General features: G+C 30.9%; 15 protein-coding genes and 1 pseudogene. 3 read left to right on the forward strand and 13 right to left on the reverse strand.

The window, feature by feature from the left end:
* Positions 1–223: 223 nt before the first annotated feature.
* The 7 genes from ACJDT4_RS20445 to ACJDT4_RS20475 all read right to left on the reverse strand — a co-directional run bounded on the left by ACJDT4_RS20445 (position 224) and on the right by ACJDT4_RS20475 (position 7,771).
* Positions 224–1,237 (reverse strand): SIS domain-containing protein, encoded by a 1,014-nt coding sequence (locus ACJDT4_RS20445; RefSeq protein WP_406789454.1) that lies wholly within the window; start codon positions 1,235–1,237, stop codon positions 224–226.
* 47 nt (positions 1,238–1,284) lie between these two features.
* On the reverse strand, positions 1,285–2,358 hold the full coding sequence (locus ACJDT4_RS20450; protein ID WP_406789455.1) for an SIS domain-containing protein: 1,074 nt from the start codon (positions 2,356–2,358) through the stop codon (positions 1,285–1,287).
* 25 nt (positions 2,359–2,383) lie between these two features.
* Entirely contained in the window at positions 2,384–3,202 is an 819-nt protein-coding gene (locus tag ACJDT4_RS20455; RefSeq protein ID WP_406789456.1) for a PTS system mannose/fructose/sorbose family transporter subunit IID, read from the reverse strand.
* Positions 3,186–3,941 carry a PTS mannose/fructose/sorbose/N-acetylgalactosamine transporter subunit IIC gene (locus ACJDT4_RS20460; RefSeq protein WP_406789457.1) on the reverse strand — a complete coding sequence of 252 codons (756 nt, stop codon included), beginning with the start codon at positions 3,939–3,941 and terminating at the stop codon, positions 3,186–3,188. The genes ACJDT4_RS20455 and ACJDT4_RS20460 overlap by 17 nt, the downstream gene beginning before the upstream one ends.
* Before the next feature lie 14 nt (positions 3,942–3,955).
* Positions 3,956–4,441, reverse strand: coding sequence for a PTS sugar transporter subunit IIB (locus tag ACJDT4_RS20465; protein ID WP_406789458.1), 486 nt, complete (start codon positions 4,439–4,441; stop codon positions 3,956–3,958).
* A gap of 51 nt (positions 4,442–4,492) precedes the next feature.
* Positions 4,493–4,909: a PTS sugar transporter subunit IIA gene (locus tag ACJDT4_RS20470; RefSeq protein WP_406789459.1), complete on the reverse strand. Its 417-nt coding sequence runs from the start codon at positions 4,907–4,909 to the stop codon at positions 4,493–4,495.
* A gap of 87 nt (positions 4,910–4,996) precedes the next feature.
* Positions 4,997–7,771: a sigma-54-dependent transcriptional regulator gene (locus ACJDT4_RS20475; protein ID WP_406789460.1), complete on the reverse strand. Its 2,775-nt coding sequence runs from the start codon at positions 7,769–7,771 to the stop codon at positions 4,997–4,999.
* Between the two features lie 400 nt (positions 7,772–8,171).
* Between ACJDT4_RS20475 and ACJDT4_RS20480 the strand changes: the two are divergent.
* Positions 8,172–9,587 (forward strand): annotated as a pseudogene (locus ACJDT4_RS20480) (GxxExxY protein).
* Between the two features lie 321 nt (positions 9,588–9,908).
* Here the strand turns inward: ACJDT4_RS20480 and ACJDT4_RS20485 are convergent.
* On the reverse strand, positions 9,909–11,624 hold the full coding sequence (locus ACJDT4_RS20485) for a methyl-accepting chemotaxis protein (protein ID WP_406789461.1): 1,716 nt from the start codon (positions 11,622–11,624) through the stop codon (positions 9,909–9,911).
* A gap of 108 nt (positions 11,625–11,732) precedes the next feature.
* Entirely contained in the window at positions 11,733–13,358 is a 1,626-nt protein-coding gene (locus ACJDT4_RS20490) for a PucR family transcriptional regulator (protein WP_406789462.1), read from the reverse strand.
* 191 nt (positions 13,359–13,549) lie between these two features.
* On the opposite strand from ACJDT4_RS20490, the gene ACJDT4_RS20495 reads away from it, so the two are divergent.
* Positions 13,550–15,514 carry an alpha-L-arabinofuranosidase C-terminal domain-containing protein gene (locus tag ACJDT4_RS20495; RefSeq protein WP_406789463.1) on the forward strand — a complete coding sequence of 655 codons (1,965 nt, stop codon included), beginning with the start codon at positions 13,550–13,552 and terminating at the stop codon, positions 15,512–15,514.
* A 182-nt stretch (positions 15,515–15,696) separates the two neighbouring features.
* On the opposite strand, the gene ACJDT4_RS20500 is transcribed toward ACJDT4_RS20495, so the two are convergent.
* The gene (locus ACJDT4_RS20500; RefSeq protein WP_406789464.1) at positions 15,697–15,876 is read right to left on the reverse strand and encodes a hypothetical protein; all 180 of its coding nucleotides are present in this window, start codon (positions 15,874–15,876) and stop codon (positions 15,697–15,699) included.
* Between the two features lie 2 nt (positions 15,877–15,878).
* Positions 15,879–16,175, reverse strand: a complete 297-nt coding sequence (locus ACJDT4_RS20505) for a hypothetical protein (RefSeq protein ID WP_406789465.1) — start codon at positions 16,173–16,175, stop codon at positions 15,879–15,881.
* 57 nt (positions 16,176–16,232) lie between these two features.
* Between ACJDT4_RS20505 and ACJDT4_RS20510 the strand changes: the two genes are divergently transcribed.
* Positions 16,233–16,487 carry a helix-turn-helix transcriptional regulator gene (locus tag ACJDT4_RS20510; RefSeq protein ID WP_406789466.1) on the forward strand — a complete coding sequence of 85 codons (255 nt, stop codon included), beginning with the start codon at positions 16,233–16,235 and terminating at the stop codon, positions 16,485–16,487.
* An 82-nt stretch (positions 16,488–16,569) separates the two neighbouring features.
* Here the strand turns inward: ACJDT4_RS20510 and ACJDT4_RS20515 are convergent, their stop codons facing one another.
* Positions 16,570–16,800 carry a BBE domain-containing protein gene (locus tag ACJDT4_RS20515; protein WP_406789467.1) on the reverse strand — a complete coding sequence of 77 codons (231 nt, stop codon included), beginning with the start codon at positions 16,798–16,800 and terminating at the stop codon, positions 16,570–16,572.
* The gene (locus ACJDT4_RS20520; protein WP_406789468.1) at positions 16,728–17,894 is read right to left on the reverse strand and encodes an FAD-binding oxidoreductase; all 1,167 of its coding nucleotides are present in this window, start codon (positions 17,892–17,894) and stop codon (positions 16,728–16,730) included. The genes ACJDT4_RS20515 and ACJDT4_RS20520 overlap by 73 nt, the downstream gene beginning before the upstream one ends.
* Positions 17,895–18,063 lie beyond the last annotated feature (169 nt).

The raw sequence follows: 18,063 nt of genomic DNA on the forward strand, positions 1-18,063 counted from the left end.
TCCATTTAGGGCAGACCTCCTTTGATTTTAGATTTGGCTGACGAGACCATCTCTATTTTATCAAAGTGAGGTTTTTTGTTCATCGCTTAAGCTATTCTGAACACACCTGCACAGCAGGTGGTTTTCATAAATGACAATAAGGAGCTGAACACTAATTCTCTTAGTGTATCAGCTCCTAACAATATAAACCTATCTAAATTTTCAATGCCAAGGTTTTTTACAATTAATATTCTAATACTCTGTAGTATCTTCTTATATCAAGAGAATGGTTTCTTAACTTCTCTAAATATACACTTATACGATCCAACACTCCTGTCATAATAAGTTGTCCTATTATAACTCTAAATTCATCGCTTATTCCTTCTGTTACATAATCTTTTGTATCAAATATTGTAAATTTGCTTGAGTGCTGTTTTGTAAAGTTCTCAACTCTATCACAGATAACTCTTGTTTCATCTTCACCTCTTAAAAGTACAACACATGTGTCATCTTCTACAATTTCAAGTGTACCATGGAAATATTCAGGGGCTTGTATAGATTTTGTCTTAATCCACTGCATTTCTTCTAATACACACATTGAATATGAATATGTCTTTCCCCATAAGCTTCCACTTCCAATCCAAAGCTGATATGTCTCATCTTTATATTTTTCTGCAAATTCTTTTGCTTTTTCATCAGCTTGCTCTCTAACACTTACTAATGCCTTTGGAAGGTTTTCAAGTTCATCTGCAAACTTAGTATAGTTAGGGAATTCACCGTTGTTATGAAGCATACGGAACAATAGGAAATATAAAATCATGTTTTCTGGATCTCCACCAGCAAAATTTTCTACTTTTTCAACTATAGAATAGTCAACTACTTTATCTAAAGGTGAACCAGCAACTCTTACTATTCCAACAGTAGTTATTCCCTTTTCTTTAAGGTACTTAGCTGCTGCAACTGTTTCTTTTGTATCTCCTGACTTTGACTGTAATATTACAAGTGATTTTTCATTAAGCTGTTTATTTTCCTTTAAAACTACTTCTGCTGCAATTTCTGAGTAAACGGGAATTTTAGATTTTGTTCTCCAAATATATTCAAAAGTTTGAGTAAGAGCTAAAGATCCTCCCGATGCTACGAAAAATAAGTTTTCAAAGCCTTTTTTTGAAAGCTTGTCAGCTAAACTTTCCACTTCTCCTCTCAAAGCATAAGCATCTCTTCCTAATTGTAAATAGTGTTCTTCATCAAAATTAAACATAGTTGTTCCTCCTAAATATTTTTATTTTATTTATCTAAATTATTAATTTATAATTTGCTTGATAACTCTGAATGAAAGTCTGTAAATATTCTTATACCAAGTGGGATTCCTTTATCCTCAGCCATTTTGTAAGATAAAATTTGTATTGGTATAACAAATAGCAAGGTACTCAAATCTTCATCATCACTATATCCTAATGCTAATGTCCTAGTATCACTTGTCTCTTTTTCATGGGTAATTGTATAGCAGTATTTTGTTGTCCTTTTTGAATACTCTTCTAACTTAGCTATTCTATCTTCTACAATCCCCTTGGTTTTAAGGAAAAACATATAGTGATCTTCTTTAAGTTCTAAGTACGGACCATGCATATATTCCTCTAATTCAAAGGATGAAACTGGTATTCTTACTGTTTCTGCAACCTTAGTATTGCTTTCCATTGCTACACCATAGGCTGGTCCGTAACCTATAACCTTAATTCTTTCAGCTTTTATAAATTCTTCTTTGTTATTTTCATACCATTCATTTACCTTGTCTATAGAAGCTGGAATCTTACTTATAACATTTTCAAACTTTTTTATTTCAGTTTCATATTCAGCTTTGTCTATTCTTCCTACTGAATATGCACCTTCAAGTGCCATAAGCATCAAGGTTAACACTGTTGCAGTAAAGCCTTTTGTAACATATCCTACCTTTTCTTCACCACAATTTATATCAATTATATTTTTAGAATACTCACAAATTGCACTTTCTGTATTGCCAGTAATAATTGCAATATGCTTTGCTCCCTCATCTCTAGCCTTTTTTACAGCATCGATTGTTGAAGTGCTTCTTCCACTTTGAGATATTGCAATAATTATGCTTTCTTTATCAAAAACCTTATCATAATTGCAAAAGGTGCTTGGCATTCTAATTTGTACTTCCATATTTAGCTTTTCTTCAATGTAGTATTTAGCACAATTAAGTGCATTAACAGAAGAACCTGTTGCCAAAAATATTATTTTATTTGTATTTGCTTCATCAACTAACTTAACAAATGGATCTAACTTCTCTTTTCTATCCCTCAATATCCTTTTGCATACTTCCTCTTCTTCCAAGATATATGAGTACATAGTCTCCTTCATATGATTACCTCCAAATTGAATTTATTTAGCTTAATGCTGCAATTCCAATTCCCATTGCTACAAGTGCTAGTATTATATAGTTAGATTTTGCACCCTTTCCAAGCAAGTAGTAGATTATACCTGTTAAACCAAGAGGTAAAAGTGCTGGCATAATGCCATCTAAAATGGACTGCAATTTAACAGCTGTTTTTCCAGTACCAATCATGAACGGCAATGTGAAATTTACCATTGTAGCTGTCATTCCACCGATAACCATAACGCCTAGTATAGCTGCCCCGTAAGTAACCTTGCCCATTACTCCAGATTCCTCAACCTTACTCAAAAGCCCTGTTCCTAGTTTATATCCGCTAAACATGCATATATAACGCAATATATATAAAGGAACATTAAATATTAAAAGGAATAAGATTGGTCCTAATATATTTCCTTGTGATGCTAGTGATATTCCTACTCCAGCTGCTATTATCTTTAATGTACCCCAAACAAAGGAATCTCCTATTCCAGCTATCGGTCCCATTAAACCAGTTTTTACAGAGGATATTGAGCTTTCATCAAAATTTTCGTCATTAGCATTTTGCTCTTCCATTGCAGTAGATATTCCAAGAAGCAGAGTAGCAACATGTGGTGTAATATTCATGAACTCTAAGTGTCTCTTTAAAGCTTTACTAAGATCTTCTTTCTTTGTGTACAGCTTTTTTAATATAGGAACCATAGCATATGCATATCCCATATGTGACATTCTTTCGTAGTTCCAAGAACCTTCTAAGGTAAAGGATCTCCAGAACACCTTTTTTAAATCTTTTTTAGTTATTTTTTTGCTATCTGTATTAGAATTCGTTGTCATCTTGAACTACCTCCTTACTTACTTTATTTTCATTTCCAACTATTATTAATGCTGCTATTGCTCCAAGTGCAGCTATGCCCATTACAGGAACCTTTAAATAAGCTGCTATTATGAATCCAAGGAAGAAAAATGGAACTACTTTTCTTGACATTACCATTCTTGCGAGAAGTGCAAATCCAACAGCTGGAAGTAAACCTGTAGCTATAGTAAGTCCATCAGTTATTACCTTAGGCACATAAGTTAAAAATGATTTCACAACTCCACTTCCTAATCCAAAGGATAGTGTAACTATTAAAGTCATAATTGTTACAAAAACAAAGGTAGATAAATAGTGCATCATTTCAACGCCTCTTGCATTTCCTTCTTCCGCATAGGCATCTGCTTTATGCGCTAATGCTGGTCTTATGAGTATATATATACAGTTTTTAGCAAGTAATCCTACTGTAGCTATTGGAAGTGCTAATGCCAATGCAACTGCTGGTCCTGAGCCTGATTTAATAGCAAATGCAGTTCCTAAAATTCCTCCTGCAGTAACCTCTGGTGGTATTGCAGCTCCTATAGATGCTACTCCCATAAATACAAGTTCAATTGATGCTCCTATAATAAGTCCTTTCTGCAAATCTCCTAAAGCTAATCCAACAAGTGTTCCCATTACTATTGGTCTTTGAATCATCTGAGTTCCTAGAAAATATTCGCAGTATCCGAAAAACGCTATAATTGCAATTAACAATATATCCATCTTTTTTATCCCCCTTAGCTAATTTTATTTTTAATTAAATCAACAGCATTGACTCTAGTATCATTAGGAACCTGTCTTACTTCAACCTCTACCCCATCACTACTTAGTTCTTTTACTATATTAATTTCTTCTTCAGTTAAATGAACAACCTTTGAAACAGATATGGTATTTTCCTTTGGTCTTGTACCGCCTAAGTTTATGCTCTTAATCGTTTTCACAGCTTTTGCTATTTTAGCTGCATCCCCTACAGATTCAACTACTATGAATAATCTATACTTGTCAGTTTTTCCTTCTTTAAGTGCCTTTATGGAATCTTCTATATTTTTTATCACTAGCTTAACTCCACTAGGTTTTGCAAGTTTGATTGTAGTTAACCTTAACTGGTCATTAACTACGTTGTCACTTGCGATTAATATGCAATCTGCCTGTAAGAAACTGGTCCACGAAAATGCTACTTGTCCGTGTAATAATCTGTGATCTACTCTTAATAACTTTATCATTTTATTTTCCTCCCTTATATAAACTTAAATATATTGTTAGCTATTAAGTAATTAAAATTCCTCATCCGCCTGAACAGAGTTAATAACTTTATTACAGTAACATATACTGTCCTTAGAACTTTCCAGTGCTCTATTTATTAAACTGTCTATATCCTCGTTGTCTTGATTTGTTATTAGTTCAATTACTAATGGCAAATTTAAACCTGAAATGAGATAAATATTCTTGTTTTTAAGGTTTGTCATAAATTCATTATTAACACTTCCCCCAAAAACATCTGTTATAACTATTAATTTATCTTCACAAGATAGTCCATTAATTATTTTGGAGACTTCTTTTTTCAAGTCAAAATTTTCTTCGACGTATGCACATAAAGTTGAAATATTACTCTGCTCTCCCATAATTATTTTCACTGAACTATACATTCCGTCTGCTAAATTTCCATGTGATGCTAACAAAAACTTTATCATATCATCTTTTATCTCCTTTCATTTGGTTTACACTTATATATAAAGCAAGAAGCGTGCCAACCTAGTGGCACGCTTCTAAATTTTTATTTAAATATCCTCTGAACTATCCATTGGTGCGGCTAGAATGTCATATATATATCCTATCTCCACCATATTTATTTTGACATTATATATATCTTCAAGAGCACTAAAAGCTTTTTTTATATTATTTATCATAACTTTTTGACACTGTACAAACTCGTCTAAGTTTTGATATTGTTTTATTGGTGCCTTACGTATAAGTCTCTCTACAAGACAACTTATATGAACATAAAGAGCTAACTTTTTATTGTTTGGAAGTCGTTTACCCATTATAACCTCCAAGTTATTTAAACAATCCTCAATGTTTTCTAATATTTTGTTTGTGTCAAGAATGGTTACAGATCCAACAACACTCTTAAGGGAAAAATTACGAATTATATTGTTATTTATTACCCTAATAGTATTTTCATCTGCTATTCCATCAAAAATCCTATAGAGTTTATCCTCTCCACGTCCAGAGATTAAATCCTCTAAAGATATATATTCTACTCCTTCTACCTCTGGGTTAGCTGTACCTAAAATTGCTAGAACATTATAAAGTTGAAATAAAGCTTCTTTTGCCCCATTGGTCTTTAATCTTTCATATTCATGAACCAATATGTGTATTCCAAGTTCTTTTGGAATGCTTTTTTCTAAAAGAGCTTGAAGCTGCTTTGCCGTTCCAATTCCTGTTATGCAGGAGGTTATTATAGCCTTTTCCTTTTCTTTTTCAGGATATATTATTTTATACTGAGTTTCATTGCTTGCTTTTAATTTTTCTATAAGTTCTTCTAAATAAATATCTCTATTTAAAAGCTCTCCAACAAATAATGCCATTTGAGTAGATACGTTATTCACTATTGCTATAGGTGCATTTATATACTCCTTGATATTTGAGTATATATCCTTTAAAGATCCCATATCTACTAATATAACAAGTCCATTTGATACATCATTTTCTTCTACATATTCTATAAGCTTTTGAACTATCTCACTCATTGAAATATCTATAGGCATATCAAAAGGTTCAAATACATTTTTCTCAAGCATACGATTAACAACACTACTTATGCTGCTGGCTGTGGCATACCCATGAGCAAGTATAACTGCCTTTATATCATTTGTATTTTCTTTTATGCTAAGACTTTTTAAATAAAAAGATAAAAATATTTCATCATCCATTGACAAATTTACATCCATTTTACTCGATATTAACTTAGACATCTTTGAAACTAATTCACATTCTTTTTTGTTGTTAGCTAAAATATAGTTATGCAATTGATTTCTTATTTTTTCCGTATCATTATTCCATCTTATTACATCATAACCCTTTGCATATAAGAAATACGCTATTATATAAATACTGTTTCCATTAAACCTAACATTATAACTGTATTCTACATACTTAAAGACATCGTGGAGTGATGATGTTATAAATTGAAGCATTACATTTTCATTGTGTTTGCTTTTTTCAAATACCAATTTATCTATAAGAGAATTTATCTCTAGAAATATATCATTTTCAAACTGCTCTTTATTTTTTGTTTTAATATAACTTTTATATAAATCAAATATTTGTTTATACGTATTTTTTATTACTTGCAGAGAGGTTTTCTCACTAGAAAATAAATCATCTAATTTGCTTTCTGGAGTAATAAGTATATCTTCCTTATGCTTTATTTTTGGTTCTGTATTATTTGTTGCCTCTTTAATTAACTTTTCTGGCAAATCCTTAAGCTTTATTTGAACCTTATCTGACTTAATATCCTTAGAATATGCAGCTGCACATATATACTTTATTGTATTTTGAAGTTCACCTATATTCCCCTTATATTTATATAAGGCTAAAAGCTGTGCTGCTCTTTGAGAAATAAGTATGTCTTTGTTAAAGGTTTTACTTTCATTTATTAAAAAATTATAAACAAATTGAGCTTTTTCGTCATCATCTCTTTCATCCAGTCCCGGAATTGACACTGTTATAGGTATTCTTCTTAAAAAAGTATCCAGAAAGTTTTCGGAAAGCGATTCTGTGGTTGCAAAGATAAGTCGCACCTTTACTTTGTGCCATCCCTCTGTTTCTCCCATCCTTCTTACTACTCCTTGATCCATAAAGGTAAACAATTTTTCCTGTCCCTCATTATTTAACCTATGAACTTCATCAAGAAACAATATTCCACCATCTGCAGCTTCAAGCATTCCTCCCTGACTTTTATCCGCTCCTGTAAAGGCTCCTTTCACATATCCAAATAGATTGCTCGACAGAAGCTCTGGGTTATTGTAATATTGAGCACAATTAAAAACAATAAAGGGCGCATTTTCTGGCAAAACACCGCATTTTATACTGTACTTGTGAATAAGACTTGCCGTATAACTTTTTCCAACACCAGTTGGTCCACTCAACATAATAGGCAAGCCATTTTCAGGATAAAATATAGAAGTCTTTATTTGATCAACTGCTTGTTTAAGGCTCCCGTTAATCCCTATAAGCTTATCAAATATCTCTTCGCCCTCTTTTTCCTCATCTTCTTTAAAAAATAACTCATCTAAACTTGAGAAAACGTTTTTTGAAATCTTAAAAAACTTTTCTTCAAAGGCCTTTTTATGAAAAAAATATACCGGTCTTGTATTAACTTTGATTACTTCACCATCTTCAATCATTTGATTTATATAGTGACTTATAGTATTACGTTTAACTTTAAATAGCTCCGAAATATATTGAGCCGTAAACACTTCATTATCCTTGCCCTTCTCGTAACTCTTTGTTTTTTCATACAAATATTTTAGAGTATCATCTTTTAACATAAACAATAACACCACCTATTTGGATTTTCTTCAGTGAACCTTTAAGTTTTCTTGTATTTATTAATACCTAAATTCATTCTTTATATTCAAAGCAAAAAATATGCCAAACTAGTGTCAAAGCTTGATGTCTAACGATTTAGATATATAAATGTATTTTTTGTGACACTATATCTTTGACACTAAGTTTTTTATGTGTAAATCTATTATATAAATTATATAAAGCCGAGTATACAGAAGAACAGTATATATTTAAATTTTTGCCTATCTTGTAACCAGTGATACTATAATTATTTAACAATTCTATTTATACTAAGTATAAAAAACCTTTATTTCTGATATAATCTAGGTATACAGGATTACGATAGTTTAATCTGCAGCCCTATATGAGGGAGTGATATTGATGGCAAAGTATTTTAACACCACTGGTCTTTGCGTTCCACGAAAACATTACATGGTTAATATAGATAACAAACTCAAGGAAATAAAAAAACTTATAGATAAGGAAAATTATTTTGTAATAAATAGACCAAGACAATATGGAAAAACCACTACTTTAAATCAATTAGATAATTTATTAAGCACTAATTTTCTTGTCATATCCATTAGTTTTGAAGGTATTGGTGATTTAGTTTTTAGTGAAGAAAAACTTTTTTGCAACGCAGTATTAGAAATCATAGCTGACAATTTAGAACTAACTAATGAAAATAAAGCAAATTTATTAAGAGAACTTTCTCGAGACATTTGTAATCTTAAAGATTTGTCTAAGGCTATAACAAACTTTATAGAAAAATGTAATAAGGATGTTATTCTTTTAATAGATGAAGTTGATAAATCCTTAAACAATCAATTATTTTTAAGTTTTTTAGGTATGCTTAGAAATAAATATTTATTAAGAGAAGTAGGAAAAGATTACACTTTTAAATCTGTAATTTTTTAGCTGGTGTTCACGATATTAAAACCTTAAAACTAAAAATAAGAAATGAAGAAGATAAAAAATACAATTCACCTTGGAATATAGCAGTAAATTTCAATATTGATTTAAGCTTTAACCCTGACGAAATTGCAACAATGCTAGTAGATTATGATAATTGCAATAAGCTTTCAATGGACATACGCAAACTATCTGAAAGAATTTATTATTTTACAAGTGGCTACCCATTTTTAGTGAGCAGAATTTGTCAGGTAATAGATGAGGAATTTTATGACGATTGTAAAAAAACTTGGACTTTAAATGATATAGATAAAGCAGTAAAAATAATATTAGAGGAAAGAAACACTTTATTTGACAGCCTTATTAAGAATCTAGAAAACAATGAGGCTTTGCTTAAATTTATAAACAGAATTGTTCTTGATGGAGAAGAATTTAGTTTTGTAGCTAGTGATAACCTAATAAACCTTGGAGTTACTTATGGTTTTCTAAAAAATAGCAGTGAAAAATGTGTTATAGCCAACAGAATTTTTGAACAATATATTTACAATCATTTAGCAGCTAGAGCAGCATGGTAGATTGCTTTTTATAGCCTTCATAAAACCTATAATAAACGGTACTGGCTTCGACTTTAAAGAAGTTCAAGTTTCTGAAGAAAAAAGATTAGATTTAATAGTAACCTACAACAATTTTAGATACATCATTGAACTTAAAATTTGGCGCGGCGAAAAATACCATGAAAAAGGAATAAAACAGTTATGCGATTATCTCGACATACATAACTCAAACAAAGGCTATTTAGTTGTGTTTAATTTCAATAAAAATAAAGAATATAAAGAAGAAGTTATTAAGGAAGATAACAAAGAAATTTTTTCGGTTTATCTCTAAAAATTAATACACCCAAATAAAATAAAGATATTTTGAACTAACACATAACGAAAGAATTTGCTGACCGAATACAGCAAATAATGAAAGCTTTGACACGGAGGAATTTTTTCCTTGCACTACAGTGGGAGTGAAGTAACAATGCTGAAGGAACGATTTAAAAAAATCCTAATAAATCTTGGTTCAAAAATTGTAAAATACTTAAATATTTCAATCTGTCTGAGCGTATGCGAGTTATTGAAATATCTTAGTATTTTATGATTTTTAAACCTTAGATTTATAGGACTTTTTTTACGTGACGAAGCATTATTACTTCGCCACTTTTTATATTTTAAATTCTTGTATCATTTCATTAAGCTTCTGTGAAAGCTCTGCCTGAGCTTGAGATGATTTTGCAACCTCATTAACAGCATGAGTTATTTCATCTACACTTCCTAGTATTTCCTCAGAGCCTGATGCAGACTCTTGAGCCACTACTGACGCATTTTCAACAGCACCACTCACTTGAACTATTACATCATCAATTTGCTTAGATGAAGCTGCAAAGCTATTTATTATATTGCTCATAAATTCAGCATCTTTTTCATATTGAACACCTGTGTTCATTAGAAACTCATAATTAGGCTTTACATTATTAGATATAAATCCAAGAATATCTTGTCCACTTTTTGAAAGATTGTCAACTGAACTTTGAATTTTTGATACCATATCTCTAATATTTCCCACTGATTGAGATGACTGTTCTGCTAACTGTCTAATTTCATCAGCAACTACAGCAAAGCCTTTTCCTTGTTCCCCAGCTCTTGCGGCTTCAATTGCTGCGTTTAAAACAAGTAGATTAGTTTGCTCTGCTATATCAGAAATAGAATCTGCCATTACTTTAACTTGTTCAACAACCTTTACCTCTTCAATAGCCTGTTCTATATTAGAGCAATTTTCTTCATAAATTAAATTTCCTTCTTCTATACTTTTAGCTGCAGTATTCTTTATATCTATAGCACGCTCTTTTATCTTATTTACAGAAAGTGTCGTATCAGCAGCATTTTTAGCAAGAATATTTGTAGTAGCAGTTACTTCCTCAGTTGAAGCATTTACTTCTTCTGTAGTAGCGCTTAAATCTTGAGCTCCCTTAGATATCTGTTCTGTAGATTTATTTACAAGCTCCATTTTAGAATATATCTCTTCAGTCGTTGCAGAAAGTTCTTCACTTGCAGAACTAATTTCACTAATACTACTAACTAATTTACTAATTAAATTATGTATATTGCTTTTTGCATTATTTAATGCAGCTGCGAGATTTCCTATTTCATCTTTAGAGTGTATTTCTACCGATTTGGTCAAGTCACCATCACCAAGTGCATTAGCAAAAACTAAAACTTTTTTAAGCTGCTTTGAAATTGCAATTGAAATGAATAAGCCAAGTATAATTGCTACAGCAAAACTTAATATTACTAATGCAGTCGTAACATAAAAAGAATTTTTGAAGGTTAATTTGTTCGAGTTATTAAATTTATCGGCATCGGCACTATTTTTATCTATCAATTTGTCTACATCAGCTTCTATAAACCTTCTAATATTAACAACCTTGCCTTTAAATCTTGTATTAGCATCATCAAGCTTATTTTCAGTTACAAGCTTTGCTATTGAATCCATCTCTTCTTTATAACTATTTACATTTTGTTTAAACTTAGGAAAACTCTTCTTATCTGCATTAGAAATTAATGTCTTTTCATATGTATTCATAGTTTTATCACTTTTATCAAACAAGACATTAATATCTTTAATCAATTTATCATCTTGTTTTCCATTACTTTGAAATAAGAGTCTTATAATATCTGTACGTATCTCTGCGAAATTAAGCCTTAATTTATACAGGCATTGTATTGACTTCAATTTTTCATCATGCATTTTTTCTGAATTAGTATCAATTTTACTCATATTACTTAATCCAATAGATCCTACAACACCAACCAATATTGCAACTATAACAAAACCTGATATTAATTTTTGAGAAATTTTTAAATTTTTAAAGTATCCCATAATTACTCTCCTTTACCCATTAGTTAATCATATTTATATCTTCTTCAATAATAAGTGTTATTAATATAGAAATAATCCAAGTACCTACATATGAAGTTTTGCTTATATTTAAGAAAATCTTCCGCCAATGTATTCTAATATTTTAAACGATAAGTAAATACTAACAAATTCATCTATATTACTTAAATTAATATTAATTATCTCTTCTATTTTAGTAATCCTATAATATAAGGTATTTCTGTGTATATGCATTAATTTTGCCAGCTCCGTCTGATTTTTAAAATTTATTATGTATAAGTATAGAGTTTTTAAATAATCCGTATTATATTTCTTATCATAATCCATAAGTTTAAAAATTGAAGGATGACAAAATTCCTTAAGTGAGTCATGGTCAGAACATAAAGAAAAAATATGCTGTAAAATATATGAATCGTAGAAAAAAATAAATTTATCGTCATTTAAATATTTTCCTAATTCTATAGCTTTAAGTGATTGTTTATAGTATCTATTAATGTCTATTAAATTTGAAAATGTTCTGCTAATTCCACAAACTATATTCTGGTCATCTAAAAAAGTATTTAATTTTTCTGAATAAGTTTTAAGAAATGCTTTATCACTAATATAATTAGTTACTATAACAATATTTCCATCATATAAAACACATATAGAATCATGAAAAATATTTTTTAAAAAATTTCTCATAAATCTAAATTGAATTAATGATATTTTTTCTTTGTCCATTGCAATGCTTATAATACGCATATTCTCCTTTAAGTTCCAATCAGCAAATTTTATATTCTCATTAATGGCTTCTTGATTTTTAATTTTTTCACTGAGCAAATCTAAAATTAATAAATCCCTATTATCTGCATTTGTCGTTTCATAATACTTGTGTTTTTGAAGCTCTATAGAAAGCGTCGTAGTTAACTTATTTATCAATGCTATATCACTTTCTGTAAATGGTTTAAATGCTTCAAGTATTACAACTTGTCCCAAAAACTTATTGCCACTATAAATATTGGCCCATATTCTTGATTCAGCAAACTTACTATTTTTCTTAGAATTAATATATAAAACAGACTTAGAATTTTCGGTTAATACATTTTTAGCTTTCCCCCCATCTTTGAACCTGCTATTAGGCGATTTTAAGTATATAGGTACCCCTGAATTTAACACTTCATCAGTTAAAAATTTATGTAGCTTGCTATATATTTGATAACCTCGTGATTTAATATTATTCCATACAGGAATATCAACTTCGATGTTCTCTGTAAAGGCAAGTATATTTAAATTAGCATTTCTAACAAAGATAGGATTATGAAGAAGCTCAAACCCAATATTAATAATGTTCTGAAGCCCATTATCTTGTGAAATTGCATCTAACAATCTTGAAGAGCTATAGTCTAAACTTTTATATTCACAAAAAATATCTAAAATAGAGTTAAGAATTGAAGTAATACTATTACTAGAAATAAATATTATATTGCACTTCATTTCATCCTTTATAGGATAAGGCAATTTACCTTTAGATATTATTAAAAAATTAGCTTCATACAAGTTAATGTTGCTAATTGGAAGATTTGATATATCCCCCACATAAAGTGTATCCGGACCAAAATCTATAAAAGCATCTTCTACATATTGTGCAGACTTAATAAATGTTATATTTTCATTGTTAATATAACTTTTGGGAGCATACCTCTCTAATTTTTCTATAATAGTATTAATAAGCACTAACACATGACCTCCTTTAAATATTTCTGTAAAAGTATAAATAAGCCTTTGTGCATGTGCAAAAATAGTATAGGTTATTATTTGTGCTCATGCATATTGTTGTTAAAAAATAATATAATTACTATTTTATATATCGGAATATAAATAGATATTAATAAAATATACTCTGAATTTAAAGGAGGGACATTGTAATGAATAGAATTAAATTAAAAACACTGCTGATAGCGCTCTCACTAGTAATTATCACTCCGCTGCAAACCACTAGTTACGCAAAGGAGCAGCAACCTAAAGCACAAATTACTGTAAATGTATCTGATAAAGGTAAAATAATAAACCCTGAGCTATTCGGTGCCATAATAAATTGGACAAAAAATGGGGAAGGAGCTGCAAATCCAAAAACAGGAAAGGTGTATCATTCCTTTGTAAAGCTGGTAAAAAAGTTAGGAATAACATCAATTAGATATGGCGGCGGTACTATAAGTGCAACTTGCTTTGACTGGAAGCGTGCCATAGGTCCAATAGATAAGCGACCTATGAACCGTGCAAGAGATGGTGGCCCTGGTCAGCCTTCAAATTTTGGTCCTGATGAAATAGGTGATTTGCTTGATAAAACTGGTGCCAAAGGTGTAATGATTCTAAACATAAATAGAGATGATGTGCAAAGTGCTGCTCAATATCTAGCTTATATGACAGCTCCATTAAGCAAACATCCTTCTTCTGATCCTAATGATCCAAGTTATTGGGCTGCTCTTAGAGCGAAGAACGGTCACCCTAAGCCCTACAATTTTAATTGGTGGGATGTTGGAAACGAAGATGATCTTACGGTAGCTACTCATTGGCGTGATGGTAAACCAATTGAAGTTGGTCCTCATACTACTAATGCTACAAACATAAAATCTGCATTATACGCTTTCGGAGGTACTACATTATTTCAAAATCAAGATACTATTGGTTATGCTGATTTGACACCTGCTTCATCAATCAGTAAAGGAACAGCTAATCAAGATTTCTATGCAAGTTATCCACCAGTTGTACCTGAAAGTGAGACAGTTTATGTAGACGGATCCATATGGAAACAAACAGATAATTTGAATACCGCCTCACCTATTGATGAAGTTTATACAATCGAAAATAAGAGTGGCAAAATTACATTTGGTGATGGTGTACACGGCAAAATTCCAGCTAAAGGAAGCAAGATTACAATTACATATAAATCAGGTCCTCATGGCGGATTTGTAGATTACTACAAGGCACTAAAGGCTGTTAATCCAAATATTAAGGTTGCTGCACAGGATGGAGAAACTGGATTTTTTGAGGCAATGGGTTCAACATATCCATACGACGGAGTTGCTTACCATCCACTTACAGATGGTTTCCCCAAAAATAGCACTCCTATAGATGAATTTACAAAGGAGTTATTTCTTGCACCGGCCTTCCAAAAAACTAAACTTAGCAATATGCAAAGCGAAATAGATAGTTATGCTGGAAAGCATGTTCCTCTTATTCCATCAGCCTATGGTCATGGTCAAGGAAATGTCCCAAATGACGGAGATAAGGCTTTTCATTTGAATTTATCAGAAGGTCTTTTAAATGCAAGTGAACTTATACAATATCAAAATATGGGAATTCCACTTGCACACAGATTTTTGCTTAACGATACTCCGTTTAATCCAGACGAAACTGATGCACCAACAGCACGTAGATACAATGCTGCAATTATAAGCAATGGAAAAGATGATAATTTTGTTGCAACACCAGCAGGTTTATCTATTGAAATGATGTCCAAGTTAGGTGGAATGACTCAGATTGGTGCAGATATAAAGAATAATCCTCAAATTGAACTTGCTAAAAGTGCTAGTTCTCCAAATGTGGATACCTTATCTACAATTGCTGCCAAAGATAAGCATGGACATGTGGATTTATTAGTTGTTAACCAAAGTTCAGATAATGCTGTAACAACAAAGATAGTTCTTGATAAATATACTCATGCAAAAAAAGCCAAAGTATTTACAATGAATGGTTCAAGTATATACTCTATGAATACATTAGATGAACCAAATAATATTCTAATTAATAGTAGTAATATTTATGTAGGAAAAGGAAACTTTAATTATACCTTCCCTGCTCATTCAATAACTAGAATTGAGCTAAAATAAGTATATATAACTATGGAGCATACCTTGTTTTTTCTACAATATTCAATTGTACCCAACAGACTATTTGATTTCTGTTGGGCTTATTTTATCCTCTTTTTAAAAAATAAAATTTGAAAAAAATAATTAGAGAAAGCATAAAAGGAAAAACCCTTAATGTGTACCTTGCGCTTACATAAAACAAATCAAAGAGTAGTTACCCCTTTAAGTCTTCTTGGGAGTTTATAAGTTACTTCTATATAAGTATTCCACTTAGTTCCTTTATCATAAATTACCTTTGCCACCATCTCACTACCTTCATCATCAGGCATTCCTTCCCATATTTCGATAGGGAATGGCTCGCCTTCTAGAGGAAATAAAGGCATCATTATCTCATCAGAGCCATACTCTCCAAAGTCAACTCCCTTAAAACCAACATAGCAGTCTGATCTCTTAAAGTAGCAACGCCGCGTTCGTTACCATTGGTCAACTCACAGTTGCTAGCATTGTAGAGACCTCCAGACACAAATTCATAAGGATATAAATTAGCTTTTCCAAGACCTGTTATTTCAAACTCAAGCTCAGAAATTAGCTTAACCTTGTCTGAGCCATTTTTAATCGTACATCGAAGTCTCAAATTTCCATCTCCAAGTGCAGTAATTACAGCATCATTTCCATCTGCCATAAGCTCAGTTTTATCTGGTGAAAGAACAATTTTAATAGAAATCCTTTCTTGGGATAAATGGCTAAAATAATTGAAGTAACTCCTCATCATCTTTGCCGATTATTTAAGGAAGAATTTAAAATTCGTCCTTTTGTATATTTGATTAAAATACGACTCAAAAAAGCTAAAGAATTAATGCTGCAAAATAGAAATTTTACCGTAAAATATGTAACCAAAAAAGTTGGTTATAATGACATCAGTTATTTTTGTTTTATTTTCAAAAAGTATGAAGGAATAACTCCAACAGAATTCAAAGATATGCATATTCAATAATAAGAAACTGCCATACAAAAAAAATATAAAACCACAACCTATAAATTACGGTTTTACATTTTTTAATGGGACAGTCCCTTATTTAAGGCAAATTCGGCTTTATTGACTGAGGAAATTTAAATATATTTAGTGGATCGTAAATTGTCTTTACCTTTCTAAGATAGTAATAATTTTTTCCATAATATTCACAACCATAATTCTGAAGCTCAGCATAAGGAAAATTAACGTAAGACCCCTTTGTTATAGGTTCAACATATTTAAAGACCTTTGAAACCCAATCCGTGTATAATCTTTCATTGTCATTTTTTCCCACTCTGATAATATACCTATAATGTATTTCGCATTTCTATAGTAATATGCTGAATAATTACTTGGCACTTGCGATATTGCCCCACCTAAAGAGTATAATCTAATATAACAATTATCTTTTCCTGGACTAAGATCCACGTATTGAATTATTTTTTTAATGTTTTTTCTAGATAAATCTTTATATACAAATCTTCCAGTGGATTTAAATCTATTTGGTGGACCATAAATAGAACCTACAGCTTGAACAGCTTCAATAAAAGGAACATATTTTATCAAAGAATTTTTTGATAAACCTGGAAGCAGCAAAAAATCTTTCAAAATAGTTTCTGCTTCAAATTTAGTTCCATAAAAAAATCCATTCATATATATATCTTTCTTCCCAAAACCAGCAAAACAGCTAATTCTCCTATCTAAAGTCTTTAACCAATTTTGCCACAAATAAAAAAACTTTTCCCTTGAAGATGCATTCCAACGTAACTGTATAAGAGTAACTTCTTTTACTTTATGAAGTTTAAAAGTATAGCTAGTTACCACTCCAAAATTCCCTCCACCAGCACCCCTGCAAGCCCAAAACAATTGAGAATTAGTATGTGTATTGGCCGTTATTATATTTCCTTTTTGGTTTATTACCTGTATTTCCAGAAGATCATCTGTTACTAAACCAAAATTTCTACATGATAATCCTATTCCTCCACCTAACACCAAACCAGAAATTCCAACTGATGGACATGTTCCACCATTAAAAGCATAACCATGCTCTGCAAGCTTTGAGTATATATCTCCTAATCTTGCTCCTGCCTGAATTTTTACTACATTAGATTTAGTATCAATGTAAATTTTATTCATATAAGTAGTATCTATAACCAAAACATCCGTACCTGTTGAATATCCCTCATAATTATGCCCACCAGCGCGTATACGAATTTTGACATCATTTTTCTTGCACCACTTTATAGCATTTGATACATCCACAGAATTATAGCAGTATACAATAGCTAGTGGAAACTTATTTATGGCTAAATTATATTCAAGTCTCAAAACAGCATATGCTTTATCGGAAGGAGTCACAACTTTACCTGTTAATTCATTAAAATTCATATTGCCACCTCTTATTTAAAAATTACTACATTTAATATATAGATATGCAGAACATACTATGGTTTTACTTATCTTTTTAATAAAAAACTATATAACTTTTTTATGTTGACAAATATACTATATACTACTATAATTTATAGTAGTATATAGTAATTATTAAAATATCTCT

It is taken from the genome of Clostridium neuense (genome assembly GCF_045310695.1).
Lineage (GTDB): Bacteria > Bacillota > Clostridia > Clostridiales > Clostridiaceae > Clostridium_S > Clostridium_S neuense.

Excerpts from the sequence above, each read along its gene's own strand:
- ACJDT4_RS20465 (WP_406789458.1), bottom strand. The coding sequence starts at position 4,441 with ATGATAAAGTTATTAAGAGTAGATCACAGATTATTACACGGACAAGTA.
- ACJDT4_RS20475 (WP_406789460.1), bottom strand. The coding sequence starts at position 7,771 with ATGTTAAAAGATGATACTCTAAAATATTTGTATGAAAAAACAAAGAGT.
- ACJDT4_RS20520 (WP_406789468.1), bottom strand. The coding sequence starts at position 17,894 with ATGAATTTTAATGAATTAACAGGTAAAGTTGTGACTCCTTCCGATAAA.
- ACJDT4_RS20455 (WP_406789456.1), bottom strand. The coding sequence starts at position 3,202 with ATGACAACGAATTCTAATACAGATAGCAAAAAAATAACTAAAAAAGAT.
- ACJDT4_RS20495 (WP_406789463.1), top strand. The coding sequence starts at position 13,550 with ATGAATAGAATTAAATTAAAAACACTGCTGATAGCGCTCTCACTAGTA.
- ACJDT4_RS20510 (WP_406789466.1), top strand. The coding sequence starts at position 16,233 with ATGGCTAAAATAATTGAAGTAACTCCTCATCATCTTTGCCGATTATTT.
- ACJDT4_RS20485 (WP_406789461.1), bottom strand. The coding sequence starts at position 11,624 with ATGGGATACTTTAAAAATTTAAAAATTTCTCAAAAATTAATATCAGGT.
- ACJDT4_RS20450 (WP_406789455.1), bottom strand. The coding sequence starts at position 2,358 with ATGAAGGAGACTATGTACTCATATATCTTGGAAGAAGAGGAAGTATGC.
- ACJDT4_RS20500 (WP_406789464.1), bottom strand. The coding sequence starts at position 15,876 with ATGCCTTTATTTCCTCTAGAAGGCGAGCCATTCCCTATCGAAATATGG.
- ACJDT4_RS20470 (WP_406789459.1), bottom strand. The coding sequence starts at position 4,909 with ATGATAAAGTTTTTGTTAGCATCACATGGAAATTTAGCAGACGGAATG.
- ACJDT4_RS20505 (WP_406789465.1), bottom strand. The coding sequence starts at position 16,175 with ATGGCAGATGGAAATGATGCTGTAATTACTGCACTTGGAGATGGAAAT.
- ACJDT4_RS20445 (WP_406789454.1), bottom strand. The coding sequence starts at position 1,237 with ATGTTTAATTTTGATGAAGAACACTATTTACAATTAGGAAGAGATGCT.
- ACJDT4_RS20460 (WP_406789457.1), bottom strand. The coding sequence starts at position 3,941 with ATGGATATATTGTTAATTGCAATTATAGCGTTTTTCGGATACTGCGAA.